This window comes from Streptomyces sp. NPDC017993 (genome assembly GCF_044328065.1).
Taxonomy (GTDB): Bacteria; Actinomycetota; Actinomycetes; order Streptomycetales; family Streptomycetaceae; genus Streptomyces.
In genome coordinates, this window is sequence record NZ_JBIRGO010000022.1 from 77022 (window position 1) to 88637 (window position 11616).

An 11616-nucleotide genomic window follows, 5' to 3' on the forward strand; every position below is an offset into this window, starting at 1 on the left:
CCACTCAGGGGCGCAGTGCCTCGGGCGCGGCGTCGCCGCGGGCCACCGCCCGGCCGAGCAAGGCCAGCCAGGCCGCCTCGCGCGCGCCGTCCGCCACCGGTCGCGCAGCTGGGCCAGAAGCTGCGGAGGCTGCGAACTCGGTATCGCCTCGTGCGGTCCGACGGGCGGCTGCAGCGAGCACAGCGACTGGAGCGTAGGGCTGCGCTCGGAGTTCTTGAGCCGGTGGCGATCTCCCCGTGCTCACAGTGCCGGACCTTGGTGGCTTATTGCGTTCGAACGGATGCAGAGAGTGCTTGTGGGTGTGCGGGCGTGTGCGGATCATGAGTGGTCCGTCAGTCTCGTGGAAGGACGCCCGGCTCATGGCTCACCGCAAGGTGTATCTCGCCGTCGGCAGGACCAACACCCGGATCTACCGCTTCGACCCCATCGACGGCGACACCCGCGTCGCCGACAACGTCCCACCCTACGAGCCCGGCTACACCGCCATGGGTGCGCAGTACCGCGGCGACGACCAGGAACCCTTGTTGCTGGCGGTGAGCCACAACAAGCTCATCACCATCGACGTGGCGGCCGGCACCCTGAAGGAACAGGTCATCGACGGACTGCCGAGCGGGCCCTGGTTCGACGGTGACATGGATCCCGACGGGAAGATCCTCTTCGTCGTCAGCAACCCCGACGTACACAGCTATGCCATCGATGTGGCTACCAGGAAGGCCATGCCTCGGAACGCACCGGGAGGCGGCCGATGGGATGACTTCGCCTATCACCCCAAGGACAGGCGGCTGATCTCGGTGGAGGGCGACAACGGTGACCTGCTGCTTGTCGACCCGAGCCGGCAGCCCATGAAGACCGTCCTCAAGGAGGGGGTCTTCCCACCCGCGGAAGCCAGCGCCGCCGCAGGCTCGCGCAAGTCGTACTCGGCCACCTTCTTCGACCAAGATGGAAACTTCTACGCGGTCGACTCCGCGGGCAACGTCAACCACCTCGACTTGACCACGTCTACGATCCCCGACCGCTCGCAGCGCATCGGACGGGGAAGGGTGCCCGTCGGCGCCCTTGAGATCATGAACGGCGCCGGGCGCATCACCCCCCTGCCGGTCCCGCCCAGTTACGACGAGATCGCCGTGTCCAAGAAGTTCAACCGGACATGGGAGAACAGCGAGCCCCGGGGCAGGGTCTACAGCTTCGAGCTCACGCTCACCGCCGTCAGCAAAGCCAGCGGCAAAGCTGAGGACGTCAAGAGGTTCCGGATCTCCTTCGACCTTCCCACGGTGAAGGGCGCGAAAGCCGAGGCATCCGGCGTGGGCGTCATCGCCCAGGACGGCAAGGCATACCTGGAATCCGTAGCCGACCAGTTCCTTGCCGCGGGCACGTCCCGGCCGATCACCGTACAGATCACCGTGCCGGGCGACCCGGCTCACCTGCCCAAGGAGTACCCCGTCGACGGCCTCAAGGCCACGCGCCTGCCCAGCCGCTAATCAAGTCTGCACTGGACAACGACTTCTGTCGCGGGCCCGATGCCAGGCGTCACCTCCCGCACACCTCCAACCACCACCGCCGCCATAGCGCAACGGCGGCCGGCCCCCATCACCCGCGCCAGCGACCCAACGGCTCCGCACATTGGGACGGGCCGCTGGACACGTTCACGGACTGTGGACCGCCCGCCGCTCCATAGTCCCGGGCCTGCACTGCCTCATCCGCAGGTGAGCCCAGCTCCCCGAATGCGCAGGTCGGCTAGCTGAAGTCCGTCGCAACGTGCACCAACGCCGATGCGTTGGCCCCGGAAAGTCGCTCAATTATCCCAGCCCGACGTGGCGCGTCCATGCGCCGCGTTCCCCAGAAACACGAAGGAGTCATCTCGTGAGCCTGACCGACGCCCAGACGCCCGCCGACCACCCGGAGTACGGGAAGGAAGAGTATCCCTTCCACATCACCAAGGAAGAGAAACGGCAGTTGCGCCTCAAGGGTGCCGAGGCCGTACCGTCGCTGGTGATCGGGCAGGCCACCTCCTTCGACGAGTACGCCCGCCAGCTGATGATTCCGCCAGCCGTCATGGACCTTGCGCGCAAAGCCGAGGACCTGCGCCTGTCCGCGTGGGAGGTCGAAGCGATGCGCAAACATCTCACCCCCGCCGCGGAACCCGGTGACAGGGTAGGGCTGCTGCGCCAGATCCTGGTGGAGAAGTACAAGCATGACCAGACCCATCCGCCGTACATTCGCGTCGCCTGCTCCGGCCGGGGCGAGTACGACCACCTGGCCACCGAACATGGCCACCTCCACCCCGATGACCACCCGAAGGGCGACATCGGCTCACCCGTCGTCCTGGAGATCTGGCCGGCACAGCACTACTCGCCTATCCACTCCCACGGCCACACCACCGGCATCGTCTTCTGCCTCGCCGGCCAGCTCGACGTCATGGTCTACGAACACCTCAACTGGAACGCCCGCAAGCTCGGCCTGCTCACCCTCACCCCCGGCCAGTGCGCCTGGCTCTCCAAGGACAACTACGCCGTGCACCGGGTGTACTGCCCGATGGACGGCGGCGGCGGCACCACCGGCCCCGGCTACATGAACTCCACCGCCGAATTCGGAGCCAGCTTCCACGTCTACCTCAACCCGGAGCAAACCGCCGTCCACGACGACGATGGCGACAGCTACAACCGTGACTCCTTCAACTACATCGATGAGAAGTCCAAAAAGCAGCGCGCCTTCGCTACCGAGTCCGACCTCTCCTGGGGCATTCTCCGCCGGGTCCTGGCCAACACCCCGATGACCTGAGCCCGCCAAAGCTGCCGACGCGCCACATCCCTGGGCCGGGTCCTGGCTACCAGTGGCCTGGTGCCGACTTCGGCGACCTCGATCCGCTCCAGGACAGGACTCTTCCCGGAATCGCTGCCCAGGACGCCGAGTTCCGTGAGGTGGGCGAAGTCGCCCAGGCCCAGCAGGCTCACCGCCTACGCCGTGGTAGTAATGGCGGCAGGCCCACCGGCGTCGATGCGGCGCGCTATGTCCGCAGGAACGAAGCCGAGCGACTAATCAACCGATCGACGGCAACCGGGCAGTGGCCATGCGCTTCGACAAGAGAGCGTACGTCTATTGCGGCACCGTGGCCGTCGCAGCCCTTCGCCTCTGGCTTTGCGCATGACCCGCCAGACGCCTAGCCCGTTTCCTTCGGATCTTCTGATCGTTGGTTGATGTGTGTCGTTGACTGACGCGCAGTGGGCGCGAATCGAGCCGTTGCTGCCGGACCGGACCCCTGGGCGGGGTGGGCGGTGGCGTGATCACCGGCAGGTGATCGATGCGATCGCGTTCAAGTACCGCACCGGGACGCCGTGGATGGATCTGCCCGAGCGCTTCGGGTCGTGGAAGGGGGCCCACAACCGGCTGCGGATGTGGGCCGCCGACGGCACCTGGGAGAAGGCCTTCCCCGCCCTGCTCGCCCGGGCTGACGCCGAAGGCGACCTCGACTGGGTCATCGCGATCGACTCCATCGTCGTCCGTGCCCACCAGCACGCGGCCGGGGCCCGTCAAAAGGGGACCGGGCCGGCGAGCCCCACGATCACGCCCTCGGTCGGTCCCGCGGCGGGCTGACCACCAAGATTCACCTGGTGGCCCAAAGCAGGTGCCGGCCACTCGCGTTCGTCATCACACCCGGCCAGGCCGGTGACGCCCCCGCCTTCCCTGAGATCATGGCTCGCTTGCGGATGCCGAGGCCGATCGGTCGCCCCCGAACGACAACCGAAGCGGCCCTGGCCGACAAGGCGTATTCATCCCGCGCGATCCGTTCTCATCTGCGGCAGCGGGGAATCCGGGCGGTGATCCCCCAGCCCTCCGACCAACTCGCCAACCGCAAGCGGCTGGGCAACCACGGCGGCCAGCCACCGTCCTTCGACCGCGAGGCCTACAAGCAGCGGAACACGGTCGAGCGCTGCATCAACAAGCTCAAGCAGTGGCGCGGCCTGGCCACCCGCTACGACAAGACCGCCACCAGCTACCTCGCCGCACTCCACCTCGCCGCCATCTTCATCTGGTCAGCCACATGATCCCAAGGAAACGGCCTAGTCCCGCTGGAAATCGGAGAGGGTGAAGTCCGAGCCCATGGCGACCATGCCCTCCCCCTCCATTCCGATCCCGGCCTTCAGGTCGGCCGCGACCTTTCCGACCTCGTTGAACTCGAACTGTGCGCTGTCGACGAGGCTGCCCACCTCTTCACCCTTCTCCGGCAGACCGAAGGTGAGGTACGCCGAGGCCGACTGGGACGGGGCGAGCTTGAGCCCCTCCCCCGTCGGGTCGGCCTGCAGCTCGACCGGAACTTCCTTGCTGTTCTCCCACAACCGGAGGTCCAGGACCTTCGGGAGGTGACAGGCCGCGGAGCCGGTGTTCTTGGCCTGGACCGTGGCGGCGCCCACGTTCTGCTCACCCGGCTGAACCGTCAGGGTCACCTTGAGGTCAGGGTTCGAGCAGGGGTCGGTGCTCTGCTCGCCGGAGCCGGCCGAGCCACCCGAGCCGTTGGCCCCGGTGGATCCCCCGCCGCCCGAACCGTCGGCGTCGCCACCGCCCGAGGCCAGGTCCGGCTCGCCCTTCGCGACGCCCTCGCCCTTGCCCTTCGATGGCCTGGAATCCCCTGCGGGCGCGGACTGCGTCTTCCCGTCCCCCTTGGCCGCGTCTGCGTCCCCGTCGTTGCATCCCGTGAGGGCCACTGCCATCGCCGCGGCGGACAACAGAATGCCCATGCTGCGTATCTTCACTGGTTCTCTCTCCATCGACCATCAAACGGCCCCGGGCGCGCGGAAGCGCCAGGACCCTGTCACACCGTCAACTCGCGGCGGCGCCACATCGCCTGCCCGAGCGCGCCGGCTTTGCCGGCCGAACGGGCGGCGCCGAGGACGACGTCGAACCCGCTGAAGTGGCCTTCAACCTGCCCGAGTGGCCGCGCAAACTCCCAGGAGTCGACGCTGCCGACGGCACGCCCTTGTCCGAAGGACGGATTGAGGCTCTGAGCATCGGACACGAGCCCCTGGGCACGGTAGGGCCGGTCCGCCTGGTCGGGCATGAGGAATCATTACTCAACTGCACTGCCCGATGCGGGCGTCCCGGCAGGAGGAGTCCTCGTGCGCTCGCTCCCCTCGCTGTACGTCCGGGCGACGCGATCGATGTCCGTCGGCGGCGGCCAGGTCAGGGCAGCCGCCGCCTTTCCTCTCGCCGACTGCCGATCAGGCGCCGGCCCTTGGGGAAGGGCTAGGCCGTTTCCTTGGGATCATGTGGCTGACCAGATGATCCCAAGGAAACGGCCTAGCCCACGGTGTTCACTCTGTGGGCGTGCCTACCCGTAGGCGGTTGCCGTCAGGATCACGCAGTTCAATCTCGCGTGCCCACGGCACGTCCTTCACCTGGACACCGAACTCACCTGCGATGGCGTCGACTTCACGGAGACCAACGTGTCGGGGTGGGCGTCGCCCTTGTGCTCTGACAAGAACAACCTCACCCCGCCACGGGCGGCTTCGACGAACGCGGGAAGCCTCGGCTCGAAGCGATGTTCCCGCAGGAACACCAGCGAGGTGAGGGCTTGGGCGGGGCGGCGACCGCCCGGTAGTCGTGCTCAAGTCTTCGACTGGTAGCCGTCGTAGTCGTTCCAAGAGGGGGGCTGGGTCATCAGTTGTTCCCAGGTGGGGAAGGATTCCTGGGTCTTTTGGCGGACCAGCTCCCCCGGCATGCTGAACGGTGGGGCCTTGTGCGGTTTGTCGAGTGCTTGACCGACGATCGTGTCGTAGAGCACGGGTGCGGCGTGCAGGCGAGGCAGTGCGGCATGGATGTGGTGGACGTAGCTGGCCGGGGGTGTGTGGCCCTTGGGGTCCGAGGTCGTATCCGGCACCGGCCGTCACCAGGGCGATTTCTGGGCGCTTGCGGTTGGCAATCTCGTAGTGCAGGTGCAGGGCGACCGCATCCCATACGATGTCGACCTTTTCGGATGACAGCCCCTGGTCGGTGAGGAAGCGGGCGGCCAGATCGGCGCCGTCGAGATCGAAGCGCTGATCGCCGTTGCCCTCGGGGCTGAGCCCGGCGTCGTGCAGAAGGCAACCCAGAAACAGCAGTTCGTCGTCATAGTCACGGTCGGGTTGCAGACCTTGCTGCTCGCCGAGGAAGCGCCCGTAGAGATAGCTGCGCACGCTGTGGTTGAAGATCGCAAGGGCTTCGATGCCTTCCACGTAGCGCACCGCTTTCAGCGCCATGTCGGTACGAGGAAAGGGAAGTTCCCGGTATGCGTTGTCCATCAGGTCAACCTTCCTGGGACCTGGTGAGTAGGGGGTTGGCTTGCTCGGGCACGGTTTTGGATCGCCCGCAGGGCGAGCAGCCCGCCAATGCCCGGGATGAGGGCGCGCCATCGGGCCCCGGGCGAGGTGGCCGGCGGGATCATCCAAGTGGCTGCGATGACGACGAGGTAGGCGGTGCCGTGCAACGGGCCGAGGAGCGCCGTGATCGCTTGCGTGTGTGTGCTGAGCAGGTTGCCCAGCAGGATCGTGAGAGATACCGCTTCGGCGCCGGCCGCGATCCGTAGTGTGCGCACCGGAATCACGCGCCCGTGGTGGAGCCGGGGCGGACGATCATCAGGACGACGACGATCGTCCAGAGGACGTTGAAGATGCCGGTGAGCATCGTCAGGCGGGTCGCCGCGGGACGTGCTGATTCCTGGGTGGGCACGTCCTGGGTCAGGGCGAGCAGGCGCTGCTGGCCGGGCAGGATGGCCAATGCGAGGAGGGCCGCGGCGATCGCGGTCAGTGCGAGCGATGCGATCAGCCAGGCGTCGGTGAGGACGCCGAGCTGGGCGCCGGTGGCTATCCCGAACACCGGGACGGCGAGACCGGCGACAGCGTAGCCGCGGCAGATTCGGTGCAAAAGCGTGGCGATCCCGGCGGATCGGCCGTCCTGCTCCTCGCCGCTGGATGCCCGCAGCGCATAGCGCGGGAACATCGAGGCGGCCACGGTGATCGACCCGATCGCCAGGATCGCGGCGAGGACGTGCGCGGACAACAGCAGCTTGGTCACTGCGGGTGCCTCCAAGGCAGAGCGCGAATATATTGGCTACCAATACATACCCTGTCTATAGCAATCTTGGGTAGGCTGCCTACCTATGAGGGCGGATGCGGTGCGAGGGCACCTGGATGGACTGTTGCTGGCCGTGCTTGAGCCGGGGCCGCTGCACGGCTACGCGATCATCGCCGCGGTCCAACGCCGCAGCGGGGGCGTACTCGAGCTGCGCACGGGCACGATCTACCCGGCTTTGAACCGGCTGGAACGGCTCGGACTGCTGAGCAGTAGTTGGCAATCTGCCGGCGAAAGGCGTCGTCGGTGCTACGAGATCACCGATGCAGGACAGCGCACCCTGGCCAGCGAGCGGACGGCATGGAGCGAGTTCACCACAGCGATCGGCTCGGTCCTGAACCCCGCCACACCGCCCGGGCTGGCCACGTGAACGCCACCGGCAGGCAACCCGACCTCATCGAGGAGTACGTGGCGGCCCTGACGGCCGCCCTGCACGGACCGGCCCGGGCCAAGTCCCGGATGATCGAGGAGATACGCGACGGCCTCGCGGACACGGTTGCGGCCCACACCAGCGAAGGAATGCCCTACCAACTCGCCGCCCACCAAGCAGTGCGGGAGTTCGGGACCATCGACGAGCTCGTGCCGAGCTGCCAACGGGAACTGACTATCGCCCAGGCCCGGCACACGGCCCGGGCCGTCGCCCTCACAGCCCCCTTCGTGATCGCCTGCTGGTACCTGGCCTGGGCCGGCAACCACCACGATCAGCCCGGGCTGCTGCCGCGCACGGCTCAGCTGCTGGCCGTTCATCTGGCCGGTGTTGCAACGGTCGCCGCGCTGCTCGCCGCAGTGACGCTGGCCGCTACCGGAGCCTTTGCCCGCTGGCTGCCCACGCCGCATCGGCTGCCGCTCGTGGTCGCCTGGGCCGGTACCACCGCCAGCGCTGCCATGGCGGTCACAACGCTCGCGCTCGCCACCGGCTCCGCCCTGGCCACGAACTGGCCACTGCTCACGTTCGCCGGCACGCTCGCCGCCGCCTCGCACGCCGCAGTAGCAGCTTCCGCCCGTGCCTGCCGTCACTGCGCCCGCCTGCCCACCACACAAAGGGCGAACGTTGCCTGATGCGGCACTAGGCAGTTTCGTTTGGATCAGTGGGACGTTGAGCCGGGTGTGTCGTTGACTGATCTGCAGTGGGCGCGGATCGAGCCGCTACTTCCGGAGCGGACACCGGAGCGAGGTGGCCGCTGGCGGGACCACCGTGAGGTGATCGACGCGATCGCTTTCATGAGAGTGCCCCCCAGGAGTTCTACTGGAACGAGCTGTCCCTCGCCCCCGGCTGGAAGGCCGGTGGCTGGCCCCCGTGGGGCCTCACCGATCCCATCGCCCGGTTCTGTGTCGCCTGTGGTGCCGGGATGGTCCCGCTGTGTCCGCTGTGCTGCCAAGGACGCCGGGGCCGGAAGGCGGTGGCCGCGAAGAACTGTGCGGGAGCAAGGACTTCAGCAGCTCCGGACGCTTGTCCGTGAAGAACTCAGTTCGCGTGCGGCCGACCGTCGCGGACCCATGTCACCACGGTCAGAGCTGCGGTGATGTACATCAGGACACTGAAGGTGGCTACAGATTCAACGTACTGCTCATAGCCGTGTGCACGGAGCTGGAGCGCCATAGCGCCCAGCGCAGTCCCAAGCGCCGCGGTAGCGATGGAAACGGAGACGAACGGGGCCTTGCTCATTGGTACTTCCTCCAAGCCACGAGGCGACTGATCAACACCGAGACTACATGCACTGCGACTCACTGCCGGAAGGGGATGTAGACGGCCGTGCAGTTAACTCTCCCTCCATACCGGCCAGTTGTACTCACGATCCCGAAGGGAGGCGGCCCGAGAGTTCAGCCGACTGACAGTTGGTACCGCAGCTTCTCCTTCGCCTGTCCCCCCAGCCGGTCGTAGAGACCTGATGGCGTCCGCGTTCCAGGGCGGGGTCCGCCACTGGACTTGTCCGAGCTCCAGCTCACGTGCTTCGGCTACCACGGCCTCCACCAGCAGGGGGCCGACCTTCAGCGCCCGATGACCATCGCGCAGGAGCAGGCAGGCCATGTGGAGATACTCCGCCCCGTCCCATGTGGACACCTCCGGAGCGCACGTGGCGTACCCGATGATCTCGCCGTCGTTCAACTCCGCTACGAAGCAACGCAGTCGCGGAGTCTGTGAACCGACAGCAGCGCCTCCAGTCGTCGAGACAAGCCGGGTAGCCGGCGGCGCCGCCCTCTCGTACGCTGCGCGCTCGGATGCGAGCTGGGCAACATGAGCACGATGCGCCACCCCGCGCCCGCCATCGTTGAGCCCCGAGCGGGGTCATGACCGCCCCATCACCGTCACCAAATATCCCCGCCCCCAGGAATACCCGTGTCCAATTAACCGGACCTACTTGGCACTTGGTGTAGACCTTCCCCGTGATCCCCGGCTACGCTCCGGCTGACACCGAATGAGAGCGCTCTCACCTGCTCGCTGTTCCACCCCACCACACTGGAACACAGAAGGGCCATCCGCCGTGAGACGTAAGACAGCGATACGCACCGGCCTGTCCGCATTCCTCCTCCTCGGTTCCTGGGCCACCGCCGGGTTCGCCCCGGCCTCCGCGGCCCCCTCTCCCATATCTGAAGCCCCCGCGTCCCACGGCCTGCTCGCCGCGATGCAACGAGACCTGGGCCTGACGGCTGGTCAGGCCCAGAAGCGCCTGGCCGCCGAGAAGACAGCGACGAGCCTCGAAGCCAAGGCGCGGCGCGCGGCGGGTGAGTCCTACGGCGGCTCCTGGTTCAACCCAAGCAGCGGCACGTTGACCGTCGCAGTCACCAGCGCCCGCAACGCCGATGCAGTACGGGCGACGGGTGCGACCGTACGACTGGTCGAACACAACGCCCGGCAACTCAACGCGGCCAAGAAACGCATCGATGCGCTCTCCGCCCCGCCGGCCGGCGTGAGCAGTTGGCACGTCGATCCCAAGGCCAGCCGCGTCGTGGTAGACGTCGTCGCAACTCGCAAGAAGGACAGCAACGTCCGCGAATTCCTCGACCGAGCCCGGCAGGCCGGCCCCGTCACGGTCAAAGAGACCGCGCAAAAGCCCCGGACCTTCGCTGCGGGCACGGTCGGCGGCGACCCCTACTACACGGGCAACGTCCGCTGCTCCATCGGCTTCTCCGTACACGGCGGCTTTGTCACAGCCGGCCACTGCGGCCAGGCGGGCGCCTCGGTCAGCGGCTGGGACCGCTCGGCCATCGGCAGCTTCCAGGGCTCTTCCTTCCCTGACAACGACTACGCATGGGTGAACGTCGGCAGCGGCTGGTGGACCGTGCCCGTGGTCCTCGGCTGGGGCACCGTGCCCGACCAACTGGTCCGCGGCTCCATCGAAGCACCGATCGGTGTTTCGATCTGCCGGTCCGGTTCCACCACTCACTGGCACTGCGGCACCGTCCTGGCCAAGAACGAGACCGTCAACTACAGCCAGGGCGCCGTCCACCAGATGACCAAGACCAGTGTCTGTGCCGAGGGCGGCGACTCGGGCGGCTCCTTCCTCAGCGGCGACCAGGCCCAAGGCGTCACCTCCGGTGGCTGGGGCAACTGCACCAGCGGTGGCGAGACTTGGTACCAGCCGATCAACGAGATCCTGAACCGTTACGGTCTGACCCTCCACACATCCTGATGCTGCGCCGCGCCGGGGCCTGACACCGCGCAGGCCCGATACCGCGCCGGGGCCCGCACTTCCCCGGAGCCAGATGCGCTGGCTGACCCACGGCGGCTTCATGCACCCTCTGCACCGCCAGGCTGTGGCAGTGCCTCATCCACCTTGACGCGGCGCGGCAACCCCGTCGACCGTGACGGTTCTCTGGGAGTCACAGCATCGTGGCCTCCTCGGTGCCGGGTACGAGCCGCGAGAGCTGCTTGACCCTCCTCGTCAGACCGGTCGGCTCCCCGGAGCCCTGGGGCGAGCCGATCCTCCAGCGCTCCGTCCTACAGGTCGCCCACCACATCTGCCAGCGCATCAAAGCGTTCACCGAGGACCCCACCACGCCGTATCAGCTCGTCGTAGGTCAGCCGCCGCGCGCTCGCCGACCTGTCCGCCGCACGTACCCGATGGCAGCACGCCACCTCACCCGGGCCGGTCCTCGCGTACCACCGGCCCACCTCCACCTACTGCACGCGTCTCCCGCTGGCCCAAGCCGACTGGTGGCCGGCCCCTTGGCTCAGCCGCCGGTAGAAAGAACACCCCTTAGCGACAACCCCCTCCAGCTGCCGCTCTCTTCTTGACTGCCTCCTCCTCCTCATTGCTGTTCGCCATGGAACTTGTCTCTGAAGGGCTGCTCTGCGAAATCTGTGGACTCCATCTGGCAGCGCTGAGGAGGTTCAGGTGGCTGGGCTCCCTAGGACCGTTCACTACACCCCGCCGCCTCAATCGCCGCGCGGCGCGGCGCCTGCTGACATTCGCACGGATGTCCGGTGAAGATGCATTCTGCTGGGCTCGCGGGTTGCAGCTCCTTGGGTCCCGGTCTCGGGGACGAGACCGTCCGGCAGTCCTTGTCTCGCCA

General features: G+C 67.3%; 12 protein-coding genes and 4 pseudogenes. 8 read left to right on the plus strand and 8 right to left on the minus strand.

Translation table 11 applies throughout. The annotated features are described in order from the left end of the window. Positions 1-359: 359 nt before the first annotated feature. From ACH4FH_RS31790 to ACH4FH_RS31805, 4 genes and pseudogenes are all read left to right on the plus strand, one after another. Positions 360-1478: a YncE family protein gene (locus ACH4FH_RS31790; RefSeq protein WP_398559417.1), complete on the plus strand. Its 1119-nt coding sequence runs from the start codon at positions 360-362 to the stop codon at positions 1476-1478. 382 nt (positions 1479-1860) lie between these two features. Next, complete coding sequence (locus ACH4FH_RS31795) at positions 1861-2778, plus strand: hypothetical protein (protein ID WP_398559418.1); 918 nt, start codon at positions 1861-1863, stop codon at positions 2776-2778. Positions 2779-2939: 161 nt separating this feature from the next. Beyond that, positions 2940-3145, plus strand: a pseudogene (locus ACH4FH_RS31800) (IS5/IS1182 family transposase); the annotation flags it as partial. A 53-nt stretch (positions 3146-3198) separates the two neighbouring features. Further along, a protein-coding gene (locus ACH4FH_RS31805) for an IS5 family transposase (protein WP_398559419.1) occupies positions 3199-4043 on the plus strand; the annotation gives its coding sequence in 2 pieces (ribosomal slippage) (positions 3199-3541 and positions 3541-4043; 846 coding nt in all). A 15-nt stretch (positions 4044-4058) separates the two neighbouring features. Here ACH4FH_RS31805 and ACH4FH_RS31810 read toward each other — a convergent pair. The 5 genes and pseudogenes from ACH4FH_RS31810 to ACH4FH_RS31830 all read right to left on the minus strand — a co-directional run bounded on the left by ACH4FH_RS31810 (position 4059) and on the right by ACH4FH_RS31830 (position 7044). Next, on the minus strand, positions 4059-4733 hold the full coding sequence (locus ACH4FH_RS31810) for a DUF4232 domain-containing protein (protein ID WP_398559420.1): 675 nt from the start codon (positions 4731-4733) through the stop codon (positions 4059-4061). A gap of 74 nt (positions 4734-4807) precedes the next feature. Continuing rightward, complete coding sequence (locus tag ACH4FH_RS31815) at positions 4808-5053, minus strand: hypothetical protein (protein WP_398559421.1); 246 nt, start codon at positions 5051-5053, stop codon at positions 4808-4810. 253 nt (positions 5054-5306) lie between these two features. Then, positions 5307-5539, minus strand: a pseudogene (locus tag ACH4FH_RS31820) (glyoxalase superfamily protein); the annotation flags it as partial. A gap of 430 nt (positions 5540-5969) precedes the next feature. Next, positions 5970-6383, minus strand: a pseudogene (locus ACH4FH_RS31825) (HD domain-containing protein); the annotation flags it as partial. A 187-nt stretch (positions 6384-6570) separates the two neighbouring features. Continuing rightward, positions 6571-7044 (minus strand): hypothetical protein, encoded by a 474-nt coding sequence (locus ACH4FH_RS31830; RefSeq protein WP_398559422.1) that lies wholly within the window; start codon positions 7042-7044, stop codon positions 6571-6573. A gap of 85 nt (positions 7045-7129) precedes the next feature. Between ACH4FH_RS31830 and ACH4FH_RS31835 the strand changes: the two genes are divergently transcribed. The 3 genes and pseudogenes from ACH4FH_RS31835 to ACH4FH_RS31845 form a co-directional block, all read left to right on the plus strand. Further along, positions 7130-7471: a PadR family transcriptional regulator gene (locus tag ACH4FH_RS31835; RefSeq protein WP_398559423.1), complete on the plus strand. Its 342-nt coding sequence runs from the start codon at positions 7130-7132 to the stop codon at positions 7469-7471. Next, entirely contained in the window at positions 7468-8160 is a 693-nt protein-coding gene (locus ACH4FH_RS31840) for a permease prefix domain 1-containing protein (protein ID WP_398559424.1), read from the plus strand. The genes ACH4FH_RS31835 and ACH4FH_RS31840 overlap by 4 nt, the downstream gene beginning before the upstream one ends. 48 nt (positions 8161-8208) lie before the next feature. Beyond that, positions 8209-8316: pseudogene (locus ACH4FH_RS31845) on the plus strand (transposase); the annotation flags it as partial. A gap of 250 nt (positions 8317-8566) precedes the next feature. Here ACH4FH_RS31845 and ACH4FH_RS31850 read toward each other — a convergent pair. Together ACH4FH_RS31850 and ACH4FH_RS31855 are read right to left on the minus strand one after the other, a co-directional pair. After that, the gene (locus ACH4FH_RS31850) at positions 8567-8767 is read right to left on the minus strand and encodes an SCO3870 family protein (RefSeq protein ID WP_398559425.1); all 201 of its coding nucleotides are present in this window, start codon (positions 8765-8767) and stop codon (positions 8567-8569) included. Positions 8768-8860: 93 nt separating this feature from the next. After that, positions 8861-9355 carry a GNAT family N-acetyltransferase gene (locus tag ACH4FH_RS31855; protein ID WP_398559426.1) on the minus strand — a complete coding sequence of 165 codons (495 nt, stop codon included), beginning with the start codon at positions 9353-9355 and terminating at the stop codon, positions 8861-8863. A 229-nt stretch (positions 9356-9584) separates the two neighbouring features. Here ACH4FH_RS31855 and ACH4FH_RS31860 point away from each other — a divergent pair, with 229 nt between their 5' ends. After that, on the plus strand, positions 9585-10733 hold the full coding sequence (locus ACH4FH_RS31860; protein ID WP_398559427.1) for a S1 family peptidase: 1149 nt from the start codon (positions 9585-9587) through the stop codon (positions 10731-10733). A 190-nt stretch (positions 10734-10923) separates the two neighbouring features. Here the strand turns inward: ACH4FH_RS31860 and ACH4FH_RS31865 are convergent, their stop codons facing one another. After that, the gene (locus ACH4FH_RS31865; RefSeq protein WP_398559428.1) at positions 10924-11085 is read right to left on the minus strand and encodes a hypothetical protein; all 162 of its coding nucleotides are present in this window, start codon (positions 11083-11085) and stop codon (positions 10924-10926) included. Between the last annotated feature and the right edge of the window lie 531 nt (positions 11086-11616).